The 18,563-nt window shown below is 59.6% G+C and carries 19 protein-coding genes; 15 read left to right on the top strand and 4 right to left on the bottom strand.

All coding sequences use genetic code 11. From position 1 onward, the window contains the following. The first annotated feature begins 203 nt into the window (after positions 1–203). The 7 genes from prfB (at position 204) to QMX93_RS23635 (ending at position 7,137) form a co-directional block, all read left to right on the top strand. Positions 204–1,299 (top strand): peptide chain release factor 2 gene (prfB, locus tag QMX93_RS23665; RefSeq protein ID WP_102358477.1). Its coding sequence is split into 2 segments (ribosomal slippage): positions 204–275 and positions 277–1,299, totalling 1,095 coding nucleotides; the frame shifts between segments, so codons are not numbered across the junction. A 112-nt stretch (positions 1,300–1,411) separates the two neighbouring features. Further along, entirely contained in the window at positions 1,412–2,914 is a 1,503-nt protein-coding gene (gene lysS / locus QMX93_RS23660) for a lysine--tRNA ligase (protein WP_016983551.1), read from the top strand. 105 nt (positions 2,915–3,019) lie between these two features. Continuing rightward, positions 3,020–3,733, top strand: coding sequence for a TetR family transcriptional regulator (locus QMX93_RS23655; protein WP_053117532.1), 714 nt, complete (start codon positions 3,020–3,022; stop codon positions 3,731–3,733). A gap of 159 nt (positions 3,734–3,892) precedes the next feature. Continuing rightward, positions 3,893–4,447: a hypothetical protein gene (locus QMX93_RS23650; RefSeq protein WP_282358160.1), complete on the top strand. Its 555-nt coding sequence runs from the start codon at positions 3,893–3,895 to the stop codon at positions 4,445–4,447. Between the two features lie 60 nt (positions 4,448–4,507). Then, a complete protein-coding gene (locus QMX93_RS23645) occupies positions 4,508–5,758 on the top strand; it encodes a flavohemoglobin expression-modulating QEGLA motif protein (RefSeq protein ID WP_172680080.1) in 1,251 nt (416 codons plus the stop codon). Positions 5,759–5,905: 147 nt separating this feature from the next. After that, the gene (locus tag QMX93_RS23640) at positions 5,906–6,811 is read left to right on the top strand and encodes an alpha/beta hydrolase (RefSeq protein WP_282358159.1); all 906 of its coding nucleotides are present in this window, start codon (positions 5,906–5,908) and stop codon (positions 6,809–6,811) included. Beyond that, entirely contained in the window at positions 6,808–7,137 is a 330-nt protein-coding gene (locus QMX93_RS23635; RefSeq protein WP_053117545.1) for a hypothetical protein, read from the top strand. The genes QMX93_RS23640 and QMX93_RS23635 overlap by 4 nt, the downstream gene beginning before the upstream one ends. 164 nt (positions 7,138–7,301) lie before the next feature. Here the strand turns inward: QMX93_RS23635 and QMX93_RS23630 are convergent, their stop codons facing one another. The 3 genes from QMX93_RS23630 to QMX93_RS23620 all read right to left on the bottom strand — a co-directional run bounded on the left by QMX93_RS23630 (position 7,302) and on the right by QMX93_RS23620 (position 9,271). Next, on the bottom strand, positions 7,302–8,090 hold the full coding sequence (locus QMX93_RS23630) for an OmpA family protein (RefSeq protein WP_053117547.1): 789 nt from the start codon (positions 8,088–8,090) through the stop codon (positions 7,302–7,304). 55 nt (positions 8,091–8,145) lie between these two features. Next, the gene (locus tag QMX93_RS23625) at positions 8,146–8,550 is read right to left on the bottom strand and encodes a DUF4398 domain-containing protein (protein ID WP_034154861.1); all 405 of its coding nucleotides are present in this window, start codon (positions 8,548–8,550) and stop codon (positions 8,146–8,148) included. Between the two features lie 376 nt (positions 8,551–8,926). Continuing rightward, positions 8,927–9,271, bottom strand: coding sequence for a hypothetical protein (locus tag QMX93_RS23620; RefSeq protein ID WP_016983304.1), 345 nt, complete (start codon positions 9,269–9,271; stop codon positions 8,927–8,929). A gap of 213 nt (positions 9,272–9,484) precedes the next feature. Here QMX93_RS23620 and ppc point away from each other — a divergent pair, with 213 nt between their 5' ends. The 7 genes from ppc (at position 9,485) to QMX93_RS23585 (ending at position 16,930) form a co-directional block, all read left to right on the top strand. Further along, entirely contained in the window at positions 9,485–12,115 is a 2,631-nt protein-coding gene (ppc, locus tag QMX93_RS23615) for a phosphoenolpyruvate carboxylase (protein WP_282358158.1), read from the top strand. A gap of 300 nt (positions 12,116–12,415) precedes the next feature. After that, a complete protein-coding gene (gene adk, locus QMX93_RS23610; RefSeq protein ID WP_282358157.1) occupies positions 12,416–13,066 on the top strand; it encodes an adenylate kinase in 651 nt (216 codons plus the stop codon). 93 nt (positions 13,067–13,159) lie between these two features. Further along, the gene (tsaB, locus tag QMX93_RS23605; RefSeq protein WP_282358156.1) at positions 13,160–13,834 is read left to right on the top strand and encodes a tRNA (adenosine(37)-N6)-threonylcarbamoyltransferase complex dimerization subunit type 1 TsaB; all 675 of its coding nucleotides are present in this window, start codon (positions 13,160–13,162) and stop codon (positions 13,832–13,834) included. 362 nt (positions 13,835–14,196) lie between these two features. Further along, positions 14,197–14,505, top strand: a complete 309-nt coding sequence (locus tag QMX93_RS23600; protein ID WP_053117564.1) for a hypothetical protein — start codon at positions 14,197–14,199, stop codon at positions 14,503–14,505. Next, positions 14,505–15,365, top strand: a complete 861-nt coding sequence (locus QMX93_RS23595) for a DUF72 domain-containing protein (protein ID WP_212543966.1) — start codon at positions 14,505–14,507, stop codon at positions 15,363–15,365. Before QMX93_RS23600 ends, QMX93_RS23595 begins: the two co-directional genes overlap by 1 nt. A gap of 33 nt (positions 15,366–15,398) precedes the next feature. After that, the gene (locus QMX93_RS23590; RefSeq protein WP_282358155.1) at positions 15,399–16,235 is read left to right on the top strand and encodes an isocitrate lyase/phosphoenolpyruvate mutase family protein; all 837 of its coding nucleotides are present in this window, start codon (positions 15,399–15,401) and stop codon (positions 16,233–16,235) included. A 2-nt stretch (positions 16,236–16,237) separates the two neighbouring features. Then, a complete protein-coding gene (locus tag QMX93_RS23585; protein WP_282358154.1) occupies positions 16,238–16,930 on the top strand; it encodes an extensin family protein in 693 nt (230 codons plus the stop codon). Positions 16,931–16,933: 3 nt separating this feature from the next. Here QMX93_RS23585 and QMX93_RS23580 read toward each other — a convergent pair whose 3' ends face one another. Beyond that, the gene (locus QMX93_RS23580; RefSeq protein WP_159813050.1) at positions 16,934–17,554 is read right to left on the bottom strand and encodes an energy transducer TonB; all 621 of its coding nucleotides are present in this window, start codon (positions 17,552–17,554) and stop codon (positions 16,934–16,936) included. A 95-nt stretch (positions 17,555–17,649) separates the two neighbouring features. Between QMX93_RS23580 and QMX93_RS23575 the strand changes: the two genes are divergently transcribed. Next, positions 17,650–18,429, top strand: a complete 780-nt coding sequence (locus QMX93_RS23575) for a class I SAM-dependent methyltransferase (protein ID WP_282358161.1) — start codon at positions 17,650–17,652, stop codon at positions 18,427–18,429. Positions 18,430–18,563: the final 134 nt, after the last annotated feature.

Genomic DNA, 18,563 nt, shown 5'->3' with positions numbered 1-18,563 from the left:
CAATCCCCTGTAGGAGCTGCCGAAGGCTGCGATCTTTTGATCTGTTTTTAAAATCAAAGTCAAAAGATCGCAGCCTTCGGCAGCTCCTACAGGTGAAAGGCGTCAAGTGAATCGCCGCCACAGCCGCCAGACGGGCTGCCGTCACAGCCTGATTACGTTATACTCGCCGGCTTTCAAAAGTTCGCCAACGAGTGCTGCCCGTCATGGAAATCAACCCGATCCTGAACACCATCAAGGACCTGTCCGAGCGCTCCGAAACTATTCGGGGGTATCTTTGACTACGATCAAAAGCATGAGCGTCTGACTGAAGTCAATCGCGAGCTTGAAGATCCGAGTGTCTGGAACAAACCTGAATACGCCCAGGAGCTGGGCCGCGAGCGTTCGGCGCTGGCGCAGATCGTCGACACCCTCGATGAACTGAACGCCGGCCTGGCCGATTGCCGCGATCTGCTGGACATGGCCGTCGAAGAAAACGACGAAGGCGCAGTGGGCGATGTCGTCGCCGAGCTGGCCCGTCTCGAGGAAAATCTGGCCAAGCTGGAATTCCGCCGCATGTTCAGTCATGAAATGGATCCGAACAACGCCTACCTGGACATCCAGGCCGGTTCCGGCGGCACCGAAGCGCAAGACTGGGCCAACATCCTCCTGCGCATGTACCTGCGCTGGGCGGATAAACGCGGTTTCGACGCCACCATCATGGAATTGTCGGCCGGTGAAGTCGCCGGTATCAAAGGTGCGACCGTGCACATCAAGGGCGAATACGCCTTTGGCTGGCTGCGCACCGAGATCGGCGTACACCGTCTGGTGCGCAAGAGCCCGTTCGACTCCGGCAACCGTCGTCACACCTCGTTCTCCGCGGTTTTCGTCTCGCCAGAGATCGATGACAAGGTGGAAATCGAAATCAACCCGGCAGACTTGCGGATCGACACCTATCGTTCCTCGGGTGCCGGTGGTCAGCACGTAAACACCACCGACTCGGCCGTACGTATCACTCACGTACCGACCAACACCGTGGTCAGCTGCCAGAACGAACGTTCCCAGCACGCCAACAAGGACACCGCCATGAAAATGCTGCGGGCCAAGTTGTACGAGCAGGAAATGCAGAAACGCAACGCCGCATCGCAAGCGCTGGAAGACACCAAGTCCGATATCGGCTGGGGTCACCAGATTCGCTCGTACGTGCTCGATGCGTCGCGGATCAAGGATCTGCGCACCAACATCGAACGCAGCGACTGCGACAAGGTACTCGACGGCGACATCGACGAATACCTGTATGCCAGCCTGAAATCAGGGCTGTAAAAGACGCAATACAGGGCGACTGATTCACCTCGATCCCTGTAGGAGCCAGCCTGCTGGCGATCCCCGGGCCGCAAGGCCCGGAGGCAATGAACCTGATGGAATATCTAAAGACATGAGCGACCAACAACTCGACCCGCAAGCCCTGCAACAGGAAGAAAACTCCCTGATCGCCCTGCGCAAGGAAAAGCTGGCTGCCGAGCGCGCCAAGGGCAACGCCTTCCCGAACGACTTCCGCCGCGAAAACTACTGCGAAGATCTGCAGAAGAAATACGCGGACAAGACCAAGGAAGAGCTGGCAGAGGCTGCAATCCCGGTCAAGGTTGCCGGTCGCATCATGCTCAACCGTGGCTCGTTCATGGTGATTCAGGACATGACCGGTCGCATTCAGGTCTACGTCAACCGTAAAACCCTGTCGGAAGACACCCTGGCCGCGGTGAAAACCTGGGACATGGGCGACATCATTGCCGCCGAAGGCACCCTGGCGCGTTCCGGCAAGGGCGACCTGTACGTTGAAATGACCAGCGTGCGTCTGCTGACCAAATCCCTGCGTCCGCTGCCGGACAAGCACCACGGCCTGACCGACACCGAACAGCGCTACCGTCAGCGCTACGTTGACCTGATCGTCAACGAAGAAGTGCGCCAGACGTTCCGCGTGCGTTCGCAAGTGATCGCGCACATCCGCAGCTTCCTGATGAAGCGCGACTTCCTTGAAGTCGAAACGCCGATGCTGCAGACCATTCCGGGCGGCGCAGCGGCCAAACCGTTCGAAACCCACCACAACGCGCTGGACATGGAAATGTTCCTGCGTATCGCCCCGGAGCTGTACCTGAAGCGTCTGGTGGTTGGTGGTTTTGAAAAGGTTTTCGAGATCAACCGCAACTTCCGTAACGAAGGCGTATCGACGCGTCACAACCCAGAATTCACCATGTTGGAGTTCTACCAGGCGTACGCCGACTACGAAGACAACATGGACCTGACCGAAGAACTGTTCCGTGAGCTGGCGCAGTTGGTTCTGGGCAGCACCGACGTGCCGTACGGCGACAAGGTGTTCCACTTCGGCGAGCCGTTCGTGCGTCTGTCGGTGTTCGACTCGATCCTCAAGTACAACCCTGAGCTGACTGCCGATGATCTGAACGACATCGACAAGGCCCGCGCCATCGCCAAGAAGGCCGGCGCCAAGGTGCTGGGCTTCGAAGGTCTGGGCAAACTGCAGGTGATGATTTTCGAAGAACTGGTCGAGCACAAGCTGGAACAGCCGCACTTCATCACTCAGTACCCGTTCGAAGTGTCGCCGCTGGCCCGTCGCAACGACGACAACCCGAACGTCACCGACCGCTTCGAGCTGTTCATCGGTGGCCGTGAAATCGCCAATGCCTACTCCGAGTTGAACGACGCGGAAGACCAGGCCGAGCGCTTCATGGCGCAGGTGGCCGACAAGGACGCCGGCGACGACGAAGCCATGCACTACGACGCCGACTTTGTTCGCGCGCTGGAGTACGGCATGCCGCCAACGGCCGGTGAAGGCATCGGCATCGACCGTCTGGTGATGTTGCTGACCAACTCACCGTCGATCCGCGATGTGATCCTGTTCCCGCACATGCGACCGCAAGCGTAAACGTTTCAGTTAAAAAGCCGCCTAAAACAGGCGGCTTTTTATTGCCTGTCTGGTACAAATGTATCAATTGGTTACTTTGGAATTAGCAGAGGAAGTCCGGTCGTGATGGGTGCAATAGCTCAAGAAGGTGCAGCGGGTATCGCCACTGCGGTCGCTGAAAGTGTTCAGTACCAGGGTCGCAAGGCCAGCCGGCAGGGCAGTGAGCAGCGTCGACAGGACATTCTTGACGCGGCGATGCGCATTGTCGTGCGTGATGGCGTGCGCGCCGTGCGTCATCGTGCGGTGGCGGCAGAGGCCGGTGTGCCGCTGTCGGCGACCACGTATTACTTCAAGGACATCGATGATCTGCTCACCGATACCTTCGCGCAATATGTCGAGCGCAGCGCGGAATACATGGCCAAGTTGTGGAACAACAACGAAGGCCTGTTGCGTGAGATGGTCGTCAGCGGCGATGGCAGCCCGGAGTCGCGTTCGCAACTGGCGGACGATATTGCGCGGTTGATGGCCGACTATGTGCACCGGCAGTTGGTCAACCGTCGCGAGCATTTGATGGCCGAGCAGGCGTTCCGACAGGAAGCGTTGCTTAACCCGGGGCTGGCGATTCTGGTGCGCTCGCATCAGCAGATTCTGTTGCAGGGCACCTGCCAGTTGTTTCAGGTGCTGGGCTCGCGTGAGCCGCAGCAAGATGCCAAGGTGTTGACGGCGATTATCGGACGGATGGAATATCAGGGCCTGCTCAACGACGCCGAGCCTTTGGCCGAAGAAGACATGCTCGGCATTCTGACGCGCTACATGCACCTGGTGCTCGCGTCGGTCTGAACTGCGCTGATCGTTCCTCACGCTCTGCGTGGGAATGCCGCCCGGGACGCTCCGCGTCCCTTGCCGACATGACGCAGAGCGTCAGTGGATGCATTCCCACGCAGAGCGTGGGAACGATCGATCACCATGAGGGCAGGTAATGTTCATAGGGAGTATCGAATGAAAGCCTGGCGTAGCGTGCTGATCGCCTTGTCGTTCCTGCTGCTCAGTGGTTGTCTGGTGACGTTCAAGGAGCCGCTGACCGCCAGTGAGCCGGCGCCCAAAGGCCTGCTCGGCAAATGGTCGAGCACCAATGCCTGGGGCGAGCCGATGAACCTTGAGCTGACGCGCCTGGGCAATGATCGCTATCAGGCGGTCACGTATTTCAAAGCCAAACCCCGCGAACGCGAAGCCTATCCGTTCACCGTCTCGCGCCACGGCAACCGCTGGTACTTGTCGGCAAAAGTCCCGGCGCAGTACGGCGGCCACTTCACCATCGCCGGTTTCGAACTCACCGATAAACACGAATTGGTGGTCTACAACCTCGATCTCGAGCAGATCAATCAAGCGATCAAGCAAAAAGCTCTCGACGGTCAGCCATTCCAGACCGACGATGGCGACGGCGTGCAGGTCGACAGCAGCCTCGACAAGGTCTTTGCTTACCTCGATGATCCGGCCAATTCCGATGTTTTCGTCGAGGCCGTGCGTTACCAGCGCCAGGCCCGCGCCAAATAAATTCAGTACGTCACGTATCTACAGGAGTTTCAGGTGGACGATTACCAGCAGACGATACGCATGTTGTCCGACCGCATTGTGCTGGCGCAAACGCCGATCCGTGTCCTCGACGCGGTCAAGTGGGACGAGAACATCCGCAAGGGGTTTCTCAAGGCCAAAGGCAAGGAAATGCCGGCGATCGACCGCGACTACTACCTCAATCGGCCACTGAGTTTCGATTCGAGCAAGGTCAAACTGGAATTCCAGAACATCGAGCGCGACATCACCCGCCAACTCGGTCAGTTCAACCCGGTCGGGCAGATCATGCGGCGCATGTGCAAGGAGTACCGCATGGTGGTGCGCATGCTCGAAGCGCGCGGCACCGAGGATTTCGGTCTGATCTCGCAAGAGCTGTATGGCGCCGCGTCCGATGCGTTCCACGCCGGTGACCCGACCCTGGCCGACCTTGGCCTGATGATGTCCGACTACCTAAACAACATCGACGGCCGTGGCGACCTGAAGGATGAGCCGAAAACCCTCACCGCCAAAGACGCCGTGCACCTGTTGCAGACGCGTCTGAACAAGGTTTTTGGCGAGGCCGAGGAAACCATTCGCGTGTTCGAGTCCGACGGCATCGTCGCTGACGCGGCGGCGGGCGCGGATTACATCAAGATCCGCACCGACGCGATGTTCAACGATCGTGATGTGCGTGCGCTGGAAGTTCACGAAGGGCTGGTGCATGTCGGCACCACGCTCAACGGTTTGAATCAGCCGATTTGCACCTTCCTCTCCAAAGGCCCGCCGTCGTCGACGGTCACCCAGGAAGGCCTGGCGATTCTGATGGAAATCATCACCTTCGCCTCCTACCCGAGCCGCCTGCGCAAACTGACCAACCGCACCCGCGCGATTCACATGGTCGAGGAGGGCGCGGACTTTTTGCAGGTGTTCGAGTTCTTCCGCGAGCAGGGCTTCGAGATGGCGGAAAGCTACGGCAACGCCAGTCGCGTGTTCCGTGGCTCGACGCCGACGGGGCTGCCATTTACCAAAGACTTGTCCTATCTCAAGGGCTTTATCATGGTTTACAACTACATTCAGTTGGCCGTGCGTAAGGGCAAGCTTGAGCAGATCCCGCTGTTGTTCTGCGGCAAGACCACGCTGGAAGACATGCGTACCTTGCGTCAGTTGGTGGATGAGGGGTTGGTGGTGGCGCCGAAATACTTGCCGGATCAGTTCCGCGATTTGAACGCGTTGTCGGCGTGGATGTGTTTCTCCAACTTCCTCAATCACTTGAGCCTGGACCGGATCGAAGCGGACTACTCCAATATCCTCTAACCCACTACAGACCGATCGTTCCCACGCTCCGCGTGGGAATGCCGCCATGGACGCTCCGCGTCAACTGTGACGCAGAGCGTCACGGGATGCATTCCCACGCAGAGCGTGGGAACGATCTGAACCTGAATTTTTGCGAGGTTTCACCGGATGAGAATCCTCGGCATTTTCTGCCTGCTCCTGACCCTCAGCGGTTGCAGCTCGTTATTGTTCTACCCCGAACCGGGCCAGATCTTCACCCCGGAAAAAGCCAAGCTCGAATACCGCACCGTCACGCTGGTCACCGCCGATGGCTTGAAGCTCAACGCCTGGTGGCTACCGGCCAAGCCCGGCGTCGAGTTCAAAGGCACCGTCCTGCACCTGCACGGCAACGGCGGCAATTTGCCGATGCATTTGGGCGGCAGTTGGTGGTTGCCGAAGAACGGCTATCAAGTGCTGCTGGTCGACTATCGCGGTTATGGCTTGTCCGAGGGCGAGCCGAGTTTGCCGGCGATCTATCAGGACATCGACGCCGCGTTCGCCTGGCTGGACAAGGCACCCGAGGTCAAAGGCAAGCCGCTGGTGCTGCTCGGCCAGAGCCTTGGCGGATCGATGGCCGTGCATTGGCTGGTGCAGCACCCTGAGCGACAGAAGCAGCTCAAGGCGTTGGTGCTCGATGGCGTGCCCGCCAGTTACCGCAGCGTCGGCCAATACGCGCTGAGCACGTCGTGGCTGACCTGGCCATTCCAAGTACCGCTGTCGTGGCTGGTGCCGGATGGCGACAGTGCGATCAACTCGATGCCGCAGCTGAATGGCGTGCCGAAGCTGATCTTCCACAGCATCGACGATCCGCTGGTACCGCTTTCCAACGGCATCCGTCTGTATCAAGCTGCGCCGCCACCGCGCGTGCTGCAACTGACTCGCGGCGGCCATGTGCAAACCTTCGGCGACCCGGTGTGGCGCCAGGTGATGCTGCGCTATCTGGAAGATCCCGAACATTTCAACGGCCTGCGCCGCCTCGGTGAAATCCCCAATTACCCGACACCCCCGAATTCTGAAGATGAGAGTCCGCAATGACTGAAGAACGCAACGCCATCCCGCTGATCATCACCGGTATCTGCAGCATCCTCGGCACCGTCGGGGCGCTGTGGTACTACGGTTACCTGCACTTCGCCAAACCCGAGGATGCGTTGCTGCTCAACGAATTCACCATGCTCAAAACGGTGCCTGGGGAGGATTACAAAGTTTCGCTGGAGCCGGCAGCGCAAGTGGCGCAGTGCATTGATGGCGTGCTGGTGTTGTTTGATACCGAGCAGAAAGGTTTGACCGGTGTGCTGATCAATGCGCAGAAAAAAGCCGTGCGCTGCATGGGCGAAGAGACCCCGCAAAAACTCCAGCCATAACCCGATTCATTGTAGGAGCAGAGCTTGCTCGCGAAGGCGGTGTGTCCGTCACCAACGATGTTGAATGTGAGACTGCTTTCGCGAGCAAGCTCTGCTCCTACAGAAGGGCACAAAAAAGCCCCGCCTGATCACTCAGGCGGGGCTTTTGCGTTACAGCCTACAGCTTAGTTCGAGCTAACAGCCGAACGTGGCACAACCGGCTGGTTGTCGTTGGAAATGGTCACTTCCACACGACGGTTTTGCGCACGGCCCGAAGCGTTGCTGTTCTCGGCAACCGGGTATTCCTTGCCATAACCCTGAGCGACGATGCGCGCTGGATCAACGCCCATTTTTACCAGTGCGGTACGCACGGAGTTGGCGCGACGCTCAGACAGGGTCTGGTTGTGGCTGGCAGTACCGGTGCTGTCGGTGTAACCCTCGACGATCACTTTGCGATCCGGGTTTTCCTGAAGGAACTGCGCCAGTTTGTTGATGTTGACCAGACCGCTGGATTTCAGGTCAGCACGATCGGTAGCGAACAGTACGTCACCGAAAGTCACCAGCGTACCGCGATCGGTCTGCTTGGCGTTCAGGCTGTCCTGCAGTTGTTTGATCTGCTGATCACGGGCATCCAGACGCGCTTGGGCACGTTGGGCAGCGGCGTTTTTCAGGTTGTTTTCAGCGGTGCGCAGGGCGATGGTCTGCTTGGCCACTTCTACGCGCTGATTGGTCAGGTAAGCCAGTTGGTCAACCTTGGCCGCGTCTTGCTTGTCCAGATAAGCCTTGTCGGCTTTGTCCAGGTAATCGCTGGCGTCTTTGGTTTCCAGCGCTGCGACTTTGCTCGCCTGCGGGTTGGCTTGCAGGCCGGCGTAGTTGGTGCGCGCGTTTTCCAGATTCGGGTTAGGCGGAGTGGAGCAGGCAGCCAAGGCAACGCTTGCGGCCAGAAGAGCTGGGATCATCAGTTGCTTACGCATAATTTGTCGTCCTTTCTATCGATAAAAGTTTCAGCTTTGCGGTCGGGATGCGCGCTTATTGCACGGTGCGCTGACTTTCCTGACGCAGTTCCTGAACACCTTTCTGGGAATCCTTCACGGCTTGTTCAGCCTTGGCTGCCTGAGCTTTGCGTTCGGCTACGCGAGCGTCCCACTCGGCTTGCTCGGACAGGGTGCGGGCCTCGTCATACTTCTTGTCGTGCATGGCGATTTCGGCTTGTTTCAGTTTGTCCTGCGCTTGCTTCATCTCGACCGCTGCGAACTCGGTACCGCCAGCGCTGACGGCGCTGTTCACGGCCGATTGCGTCACGGCGTATTGCTCGGTCGGTGGATTACCGGCGCAACCGGCCAGAACGAAGCTGGTGCCGATCGCCAGAGCAGCCAGTTTCAGACCGCGCAGGTGGGTAAACGAGGTTTGGTTTTTCATGGTCTTCAACTCCATTAGGCATCTCCTGAAAACATCTAAATCCATCCTGGTCGAGGAGCCGAAAAGCGTCGTGTGAAAGGCGTTTTTGAAACGCTCGTTCCAGGCGTGGTTACAGGTTCCGACCGGAGTGATTTTTCAAAAGTTCAGAAAAGATGGCTAATCGCCAAAATAATTTTTGACTGAATGGACAAGGCTCTAAAGCGGGAACTTTGGCGGGATAGAGCGGTACGCGCGGGGTTTTAAAAGCCAGGTAACACACGATTTTCAAATTGAAATACGATCCCTGTAGGAGTGAGCCTGCTCGCGAAAGCGGTGTGCCAGTCACCATCAATTTTGACGGATACACCGCTATCGCGAGCAGGCTCGCTCCTACAGTTTGATCTGTGTTGGGTCAGTGTTTTTGCTTGCCTTCAACAGCCGAGAGGTCATGCAAATGCCGCCGCGACAGCGCCAGAAAACGCGGCGTAGGCCCGACGTCCTCGTACAGCGGATCACCTTCCTCATCCGTCGCCACTACCGTCGAACCCTTCACATACGGCAGGCTCGCTTCAAACTCTTCAAGCGCTGCGCCAATCAGTTCGCCGAGCAATTCTTCGGCATGCCGTTTGGGGTACATCTCGGCAATCGCGGCCAGTCGCGCAGCCGCCTCAACGTCCAGATGAATCGTGTAGCCAGTGTCGGTCAGGCGACCTTTGGCGTTTTCTTCCCAATGCTGGGCGAGTTCACGAATTTTCATGATGACCTCATTTCGCACCTGCTCATGGCAGGTCTGGGTGAGTGTCCGCCGGGGCCGGCGGCAAGCCGTTGTACGGCTTACTGTTGAGACTAGCTTTCGGCCACAAGGTTTAAAGTCCCTTGGTCGGATGCTTGTAAGAAGCGGCGCAGAGCGGCACTCTCTAGGTCATGCACTCGTTTCTAAGCCGTCCGGATTACTGCTGGGGAATTGCTGATGACCGATATTGATGCACGCTTGCGCGAAGACGTTCACCTGCTCGGAGAGCTGTTGGGCAACACCATTCGAGACCAGTACGGCGAGGCGTTCCTCGACAAGATCGAGCAGATTCGCAAGGGCGCCAAGGCCGATCGCCGTGGCTCGATGGACGCTGAACTGAGCGCCAGCCTCAATCAATTGAGCGAGGACGAATTGCTCCCGGTGGCGCGCGCGTTCAACCAGTTTCTCAATCTGGCGAACATCGCCGAGCAGTATCAGTTGATCCATCGGCGCGAAGAGTCGCAGCCGGCGCCGTTCGAATCCCGCGTATTGCCCGAGTTGCTCGCACGTTTGCGCAACGAAGGCCACAGCGCCGAATCGCTGGCCCGCCAGCTGTCGCGACTGGAAATCGAACTGGTGCTGACCGCGCACCCGACCGAAGTGGCGCGGCGCACGCTGATCCAGAAGTACGACGCGATCGCCGCGCAACTCGCCGCGCAGGATCATCGCGACCTGACCAGCGCCGAACGCGAGCAAATTCAAAACACCCTGCAACGGCTGATCGCCGAAGCCTGGCACACTGAAGAAATTCGCCGCACGCGACCGACGCCGGTCGACGAAGCCAAGTGGGGTTTTGCGGTGATCGAACATTCGCTGTGGCAGGCGATTCCCAACCATATGCGCAAGGCTGACAAGGCCTTGTTTGAAGCGACCGGCCTGCGTTTGCCGCTGGAGGCGGCGCCGATTCGCTTCGCGTCGTGGATGGGCGGCGACCGTGACGGCAACCCCAACGTCACCGCCGCAGTGACCCGCGAAGTGTTGCTGCTGGCGCGCTGGATGGCCGCTGATTTGTACCTGCGCGATGTCGATCATCTGGCGGCCGAGCTGTCGATGCAGCAGGCCAGCGATGCGCTCAAAGCCAAGGCGGGCGACAGCGCCGAACCGTACCGCGCAGTCCTTAAGCAACTGCGCGAACGCCTGCGTGCGACGCGCAACTGGGCACACGCCGCACTGACCGCGCCAACGCCTGCGCCGGCCGATGTGCTGAGCAACAATCGCGATCTGCTCGATCCGCTGGAACTGTGTTTCAACTCGCTGCACGAATGCGGCATGGGCGTGATTGCCGACGGGCCGTTACTCGATTGCCTGCGTCGCGCGGTGACGTTTGGCCTGTTCCTCGTGCGCCTCGATGTGCGTCAGGATTCGTCGCGGCACAGCTCGGCGATGACTGAAATCACCGACTACCTCGGCCTCGGTCGCTACGAAGATTGGGATGAAGAACAGCGCATCCGTTTCCTCACGCAAGAACTGAGCAATCGCCGGCCACTGCTGCCGGCGCACTTCAAACCGTCGGCCGACACTGCCGAAGTGCTCAACACCTGCAAGGAAATCGCTGCCGCACCGGGCGCTTCGCTCGGTTCCTACGTGATCTCCATGGCTGGCGCCGCTTCCGATGTGCTCGCCGTGCAACTGCTGCTCAAAGAGTCCGGCGTGTTGCGGCCGATGCGTGTGGTGCCGCTGTTCGAAACCCTCGCCGACCTCGACAACGCCGGGCCGGTGATGGAGCGACTGTTGCTGTTGCCGGGCTACCGCGCACGGCTGCAAGGCCCGCAGGAAGTGATGATCGGTTACTCCGACTCGGCCAAGGACGCCGGCACCACGGCGGCAGCTTGGGCGCAATATCGTGCGCAGGAACGCTTGGTGGAAATCTGCCGTGAGCAGCAAGTTGAATTGCTGCTGTTTCACGGTCGCGGCGGCACCGTCGGCCGTGGCGGTGGCCCGGCGCACGCGGCGATTCTGTCGCAGCCACCGGGGTCGGTGGCGGGGCGTTTCCGTACCACTGAGCAGGGGGAAATGATTCGATTCAAATTCGGCCTGCCGGACATCGCCGAGCAAAACCTCAATCTGTATCTGGCGGCGGTGCTTGAAGCGACGTTGCTGCCACCGCCGCCACCGACGCCGGAATGGCGCCATCTGATGGATGAATTGGCGGCCGATGGTGTCAGTGCTTACCGTCAGGTGGTGCGAGAGAATCCGCAGTTCGTTGAGTATTTCCGTCAGTCCACACCGGAGCAGGAGTTGGGCCGCTTGCCGCTCGGCAGTCGTCCGGCGAAACGCCGCGCGGGCGGCATCGAAAGTCTGCGGGCGATACCGTGGATCTTCGGCTGGACGCAGACGCGGCTGATGCTGCCGGCGTGGCTCGGCTGGGAATCGGCGTTGAGCAAAGCGCTGGAGCGCGGCGAAGGCGAGTTGCTCGGGCAGATGCGCGAGCAATGGCCGTTCTTCCGCACGCGCATCGACATGCTGGAAATGGTGCTGGCCAAGGCCGACGCGGACATCGCGTTGTCCTACGACGAGCGTCTGGTCGAGGTGGATTTGCTGCCGTTGGGCGCGCAGTTACGCGACCTATTGTCGCAGGCGTGCGCGGTGGTGCTTGGTCTGACCGGTCAGTCGCAGCTGCTGGCGCATAGCCCGGACACCCTCGAATTCATCCGTCTGCGCAATACTTACCTCGACCCGCTACATCTATTGCAGGCCGAGTTACTGGCCCGTTCACGGCAGCAGAATGTCGAGCAGGGCAGCCCGGTGGAACAGGCGTTGCTGGTGTCTGTGGCGGGGATCGCCGCCGGTTTGCGCAACACCGGCTAACGGTTTTGTTGTGGCATGCGACACCGGCCAGATGCGCCGGTTGCCGCTTTGCCTGACGAGCGAAAGTGCCGCCAGGCGACAGTTAATGATGGGGTTGCGACTTGGGTCACCGCGTCGCAGGGTCGCGGCGGGCGAAGGTTTCTCCGACTTTTGGCGTCTTGTGTGGGCGCAGCCTGCTGTGTATCTTGATCAGCCTTTGGCCGTTTCTGCGGCCACGTCCCGTATTTTCAGGATTCGTCCCAAGAGGCGAATCCTTTGTTTTGTAAAAGCTTTTTATAAAAAAATTGAGGAGCACATCTAATGCGCGTCATTCTGCTGGGAGCTCCCGGGGCCGGTAAAGGTACTCAGGCAAAGTTCATCACCGAAAAATTCGGCATTCCACAAATTTCCACCGGTGACATGCTGCGTGCAGCGGTCAAGGCCGGTACTCCGCTGGGCGTGCAAGCCAAGAGCATCATGGATGCCGGCGGCCTGGTGTCCGATGACCTGATCATCGCACTGGTCAAAGATCGTATCACTCAGCCTGATTGCGCCAACGGCTTCCTGTTCGACGGCTTCCCGCGCACTATTCCGCAGGCTGAAGCACTGGTTACCGCCGGCGTCGAGCTGGACGCTGTGGTTGAAATCGCTGTTGAAGACGAAGAAATCGTTCAACGCATCGCCGGTCGTCGTGTTCACGAAGCCAGCGGCCGCGTTTACCACATCGTCTACAACCCGCCGAAAATCGCTGGCAAAGACGACATCACCGGCGAAGAGCTGGTACAGCGCAAGGACGACACTGAAGAAACCGTGCGTCATCGCCTGTCGGTCTACCACTCGCAGACCAAGCCGCTGGTGGAGTTCTATCAGAACCTGTCCGCCAAAAATGCTGGCAAGCCGAAGTACAGCCACATTCCAGGCGTAGGTTCGGTTGATGCAATCACCGCCAAGGTGCTGGCAGCGCTGAGCTGAAAAGTCTGAATCGCAGCATCATCCACGGCCCGCTTGCGGGCCGTAGTTGTTTATACTGACGCACTTTTTCCCACCCCTGTTTTGGAAACATCGATGAGCACCTTGCTGGCCCTGGACACCGCGACTGAAGCTTGCTCCGTTGCCTTGCTGCATGACGGTAAGGTCACTAGCCATTACGAGGTGATCCCGCGTCTGCACGCGCAGAAGCTGCTGCCGATGATTCAGCAACTGCTGGCCGACGCCGACACCACGTTGCAAGCGGTCGATGCGATCGCTTTCGGTCGCGGGCCGGGTGCGTTTACCGGTGTGCGGATTGCCATTGGTGTCGTGCAGGGCCTGGCGTTTGCGCTGGATCGCCCGGTGTTGCCGGTGTCTAACCTGGCGGTGCTGGCGCAGCGTGCGTTGCGTGAGCATGGTGTGAGCCAGGTCGCAGCGGCCATAGATGCGCGCATGGATGAAGTGTATTGGGGCTGCTACCGCGAGACGGCGGGGGAGATGCGTCTGGTCGGTGCCGAAGCGGTGTTGCCGCCGGAAGTGGTCGCGCTGCCGGCGGATGCCAGTGGCGACTGGTTTGGTGCCGGCACCGGTTGGGGGTATGCCGAGCGTATTGCCGTCAATCTGACTGGCTCGGATGCGGGCATGCTGCCTCATGCTGAAGACTTGCTGACTCTGGCGCGCTTCGCTTGGGAGCGCGGCGAGTCGATCCCGGCAGATGACGCACAACCGGTTTATCTGCGCGACAAAGTCGCCACACCCAAGGCTCGCTGATCTGTTTGCAGTTTCTGTGCTGAGAGGATTTAGTGGTGAGGACATTTTGTGGCGAGGGGATTTATCCCCGTTGGAGTGCGCAGCACTCCCCTGCATTTTTCCAGTGACACCGCGTTTTCAGGATTTACGACTGCTGCGCAGCCGAACGGGGATAAATCCCCTCGCCACAAAGACTTCACCCAAGGTCTCCACCAAGCTTCCCCCCAGAACCCAGTGCGACATTCCGCAAATCCTGCCAATCGTCAGTTTCCACCCCCTCGCTTTAAACCTTTTGCGCTTTATGTGTTCTAGTTATCACTCGGCAGTTTGCTAAGTCGGCCCGGTGCCGCTAAATTGCCATCATCGATACCGAGCATGAATTTATGCGTATAGACGGCCTCTCCTCTCAGTCCTATCCCATCAAGCGCAAGCCTCGCAAAGGCAATGTGACCGTGGATGAATCCGTCGACGATATCGACGGCGAGCTGGAATTCCCGACTGAAGAGCAACTGGCCGCCCGCGCTGCCAAAGCTTCCGCACAACGCCTGGCCAATCTGCCCGCCCGCCAACAAGACATGATTTACCACCGCGCCATGAGCAAAAGCGTAGCGATGGCCCTCGCCAGCTACCTGAGCACTGCCGGTTTTGTCGATTGGGATGCAGACGTGCTGGGCCTCGATCTGTACATCTGATGGATTTGCCTTACTACCTCGGTTGCCCGTCCTGGAGCGAAAACGCCTGGCGCGAGTATCTCTACCCGGTAGACGCAAAAACTTCTGACTTCCTCGGTCTCTATTCTCAAGTATTCAACGCCGTCGAAGGCAACACGACCTTCTACGCCAGCCCGTCGCCGGCCACTGTGCAGCGATGGGCCGAAGTCATGCCCGAACACTTTCGCTTTACCGCCAAATTCCCCGGCGACATCAGCCACAGCGGCGACTTGCGCGAGCAACTGACTGCCGCCGAAACCTTCCTGCAATTACTCAAACCTCTCGGTCAGCGTGTTTCGCCGTTGTGGCTGCAATTATCGAAAAGCTTCACGCCACATCGGCTGCCGGAACTGGCTGCGTTCATCGATGCGCTGGATTGCCCGCTGGCGGTGGAAGTGCGCCATGAACAGTTCTTCGCCAAGGGTGAGAGCGAACGCCTGCTCAATCGCTTGTTGCTCGACCGTGGCGTCGAGCGCATCTGCCTCGATCCGCGTGCACTGTTCAGTTGCCTGTCGACCGAATCCTCGGTGATTCACGCGCAATCGAAAAAGCCCCGCGTGCCGACGCGCCCGGCGGCGTTCACGCAATTCCCGCAGGTGCGCTTCATCGGCCATCCGGAGCTTGAAGCCAACGACACCTTCCTCGTGCCCTGGGTGGCGAAAATCGCCGAGTGGATCGAAGAGGGGCGCACGCCGTACATCTTCCTGCACACCGCCGACAACCTGTTGGCGGCGAAGCTGGCGCAACGTTTTCACGCACAATTGATGCAACGTTTGCCTGGCCTGCCACCGCTGCCTGAGCTATACAGAGAACCCGCCGCCGAGCAACTTGGCCTGCTCTGAGACGGATTCGTTTTCCTGCCCGGGAGCCAGCCGATGGACGCCTCAGACCTTCAAGCACAAACCCGTAAAGCCCACGCCTTCAAAGCGCTGCATGAGCGTGCGCAAGTCTTCGTCATTCCCAATCCGTGGGATGCAGGTTCGGCGAAGATGCTCGCCAGCCTCGGCTATCAGGCCTTGGCCACGACCAGTGCCGGTTATGCGTTTTCCCAGGGCAAGGCCGATGGTGCGTTGAGTCTTGATGAGACTTTGGCCAATGTCCGCGCGATTGTCTCTGCGACCGATTTACCGGTGGCGGTGGATCTGGAAAACGGCTTTTCTGATGACCCGACCGAGTCCGCGAAAAGCTTGTTGCGTGCCGCCGAAGCGGGCGCGGTCGGTGGTTCGATCGAAGACGCGACGGGCCGCCCGGATGCGCCGATCTATTGTTTTGAACATGCCGTGGCGCGCATCGAAGCCGCTGTCGCTGCCGTGCGCACGCTGCCATTTCCTTTCATTCTCACCGCGCGTGCGGAGAACTATCTGCACGGCAATCCTGACCTCGATGACACCATTCGCCGCTTGAAAGCCTTCGCCGACGCTGGCGCCGACGTGCTGTACGCGCCGGGTTTACGCAACGCCGAAGAAGTGCTGGCAGTGGTACGTGCGGTGGCGCCGAAACCGGTCAACGTGTTGATGTCCGGCGGTTTGAAACTGACCGTGCAGGAATTGCAGGACATGGGCGTACGCCGCATCAGCACCGGTTCGGCACTGGCGCTGGCGGCGTTCGGCGAGTTCTTCCGCGCCGCTGAAGAAATCCAGCAGTCCGGCACGTTCGGCTTCACCTCGCAATCGATGCCGTACGCCAAAGCCAATCAGTTCTTCAAAGGCTGAACATGGGGCGATGGATATTTTGCCTGGTGCTGTTGATGATCGGCGGTGCCGCGTTCAGTGTCTGGCGCGGCTGGTTGGAGGTGCCGCCGCAGTGGAATCCTTGGGCGCCGCTGGACGTGAAAGCCACGCCCAATTGGCTCACCGGTTACAAGCTGATGCGCTTGCGCAGTGATCCAGAACTTTGCGCTCAAGCGTTGAGCAGTTCAGATCTGCGCGTCACCCGGCAATCCGACAGCCCCGACGCCAAGTGCCCGCTGATCGGCGCCTTGCGCGTGCAGGGTGGTGAGGTGGCGCTGAGCAGCAGTTTCCTCGCCAGTTGCCCGCTAGCGGTGGCCTACGCGATGTTTGAACACCACACGCTGCAACCGGCAGCTCAATCGATCTATGGCCAGAAGGTCACGCGACTCGATCACCTCGGCAGTTTCGCCTGCCGCAATGTCTACAACCGCGAGAGCGGCGCACTCAGTCGTCATGCCAGTGCCGATGCGCTGGACATTGCCGGGTTTCGTCTGGCTGACGGGCGCAGCATCAGCGTGCTCAAGGACTGGCCGAAGCAAAATCAGGACGCGCAATTTCTACGGCAGGTGCGCGACGGCGCCTGCGAAGCGTTCAGTGTGGTGTTGAGTCCGGATTACAACGCTGCCCATCGCAATCACTTTCATGTCGATGTCGGACGCTGGAGCGTGTGTCGCTGAGGATTACGCGGCAAGGCGCAGGTTCTGCAGAACGATTGGGCGTGCCCAGCCGTTATCGAAGTCCAGCGCCTTCTGTTGCTCGACGATTTCTTCCGGCGGGAACGGCGGATATGGTTTCTGCATCAGGTCGAGGTCGAACTCGGCAATCGGCAGGTACAGAGGCTTTTTCTGCGGCGCCGGGCCCGGTTCTGGCATTGGCTGGCCGTTGTTGATAACCACAGGGCGAACCCAGCTGCTGTCAAAATCCTGCTGCTCTTGCTGCGCTTTCAGTTCTTCTGCCGGGAACGGTGGGAACGGCTTGTCGAGCAACTCGGTTTCGAATTCGGCAATCGGCAGGAACAGCGGCTCCGGCGGACGCACTTGAGTTTCCACCACATCGCATTCGCGCTGGCTGACGATGTGCGCGTGCAGGTCGCTGCCGACGGTCGGCTCTTCGCTGCTGCTCAGGTCAACCGGTGGAAACGTGCCGCAGGCCGGCACCACATCACTCGTCTGCTCGGCCAGCGCCTGGGCAAAAAAATCCTGCCACAGGTGACTGACGCCGCTCAGTGCTTGAGTGTTTTGACGGCTAAAGTCGCCATGGGGCGAAATGTAGCCAATCGATGTGGGAAGAATGCCTGACATTTTTTTCGGTTGACGCTCAGCTCTGGCAAAATGTGCGTTGAATGAGTTATCGGCGGTTTTTGCCGCTCCTTGAATTTTTGAGCGTGTTTTCCATGATTGAGCAACCCGCGGCCTGCCGCATCCATGTCGAACCCCTCGGCGCGACGTTTGAAGCGCAAGCTGCGCAGTGGGCCGAGCGTCTCGGTCTGCCGCGCGAGGTGGCTGACGGCGAGTTTGCCTTGCAGGTCGGCGAGCAGGGGTTGCAGCTGCAACAGCTCGGCCCGGACGCACCGGGGCCGGTGCGGGTCGACTTCGTTGAGGGCGGCGCGGCGCATCGGCGTTTATACGGTGGCGGCAGCGGGCAGATGATCGCCAAGGCTGTCGGCGTCGCGCAAGGCGTGCGCCCGCGCGTTCTGGATGCGACGGCGGGTTTGGGCAAGGATGCGTTTGTGCTGGCCAGTCTGGGTTGCGAGATGAGCCTGATCGAGCGCCAGCCGCTGATCGGCGCGCTGTTGGAGGATGGGCTGGCGCGTGGTGCGGAAGATTTCGAAGTAGCGCCAATCGTGGCGCGGATGAAGTTGCTCAAGGGCAATTCCATCGAGGTCATGCAGAACTGGGAAGGTGAGGCGCCGCAGGTGATTTATCTCGACCCGATGTTTCCGCACCGCGAGAAGACCGCGCTGGTGAAGAAAGAGATGCGTCTGTTCCGGCCGCTGGTGGGCGATGATCCGGATGCGCCGGCGCTGTTGCAGGCGGCGCTGGCATTGGCGACGCACCGGGTGGTGGTCAAACGACCGCGCAAGGCGCCGTGCATTGAAGGGCCGAAACCGAGCCATGCGCTGGATGGCAAATCGAGCCGCTACGACATCTACCCGAAGAAAGCGCTAAAGCCTTAAAACCGAGTTGCTGCCATTCGCGAGCAGGCTCGCTCCCACATTTGAAATGCAGTCCAATGTGGGAGCGAGCCTGCTCGCGCAGGCGTCGATCCAGGCGCCGCAGCAATCAGGGGTTGTAAGCGCGCATAAACAAC

The sequence above is a fragment of the Pseudomonas sp. PS01303 genome, from assembly GCF_029959385.1.
In the GTDB taxonomy this organism is placed as follows: Bacteria; Pseudomonadota; Gammaproteobacteria; order Pseudomonadales; family Pseudomonadaceae; genus Aquipseudomonas; species Aquipseudomonas rustica.
The sequence above is the reverse complement of the archived record's forward strand: the minus strand, read 5'-3'. Positions and strand labels throughout refer to the sequence as shown.

Excerpts from the sequence above, each read along its gene's own strand:
- lysS (WP_016983551.1), top strand. The coding sequence starts at position 1,412 with ATGAGCGACCAACAACTCGACCCGCAAGCCCTGCAACAGGAAGAAAAC.
- QMX93_RS23655 (WP_053117532.1), top strand. The coding sequence starts at position 3,020 with ATGGGTGCAATAGCTCAAGAAGGTGCAGCGGGTATCGCCACTGCGGTC.
- QMX93_RS23650 (WP_282358160.1), top strand. The coding sequence starts at position 3,893 with ATGAAAGCCTGGCGTAGCGTGCTGATCGCCTTGTCGTTCCTGCTGCTC.
- QMX93_RS23645 (WP_172680080.1), top strand. The coding sequence starts at position 4,508 with ATGTTGTCCGACCGCATTGTGCTGGCGCAAACGCCGATCCGTGTCCTC.
- QMX93_RS23640 (WP_282358159.1), top strand. The coding sequence starts at position 5,906 with ATGAGAATCCTCGGCATTTTCTGCCTGCTCCTGACCCTCAGCGGTTGC.
- QMX93_RS23635 (WP_053117545.1), top strand. The coding sequence starts at position 6,808 with ATGACTGAAGAACGCAACGCCATCCCGCTGATCATCACCGGTATCTGC.
- QMX93_RS23630 (WP_053117547.1), bottom strand. The coding sequence starts at position 8,090 with ATGCGTAAGCAACTGATGATCCCAGCTCTTCTGGCCGCAAGCGTTGCC.
- QMX93_RS23625 (WP_034154861.1), bottom strand. The coding sequence starts at position 8,550 with ATGGAGTTGAAGACCATGAAAAACCAAACCTCGTTTACCCACCTGCGC.
- QMX93_RS23620 (WP_016983304.1), bottom strand. The coding sequence starts at position 9,271 with ATGAAAATTCGTGAACTCGCCCAGCATTGGGAAGAAAACGCCAAAGGT.
- ppc (WP_282358158.1), top strand. The coding sequence starts at position 9,485 with ATGACCGATATTGATGCACGCTTGCGCGAAGACGTTCACCTGCTCGGA.
- adk (WP_282358157.1), top strand. The coding sequence starts at position 12,416 with ATGCGCGTCATTCTGCTGGGAGCTCCCGGGGCCGGTAAAGGTACTCAG.
- tsaB (WP_282358156.1), top strand. The coding sequence starts at position 13,160 with ATGAGCACCTTGCTGGCCCTGGACACCGCGACTGAAGCTTGCTCCGTT.
- QMX93_RS23600 (WP_053117564.1), top strand. The coding sequence starts at position 14,197 with ATGCGTATAGACGGCCTCTCCTCTCAGTCCTATCCCATCAAGCGCAAG.
- QMX93_RS23595 (WP_212543966.1), top strand. The coding sequence starts at position 14,505 with ATGGATTTGCCTTACTACCTCGGTTGCCCGTCCTGGAGCGAAAACGCC.
- QMX93_RS23590 (WP_282358155.1), top strand. The coding sequence starts at position 15,399 with ATGGACGCCTCAGACCTTCAAGCACAAACCCGTAAAGCCCACGCCTTC.
- QMX93_RS23585 (WP_282358154.1), top strand. The coding sequence starts at position 16,238 with ATGGGGCGATGGATATTTTGCCTGGTGCTGTTGATGATCGGCGGTGCC.
- QMX93_RS23580 (WP_159813050.1), bottom strand. The coding sequence starts at position 17,554 with ATGTCAGGCATTCTTCCCACATCGATTGGCTACATTTCGCCCCATGGC.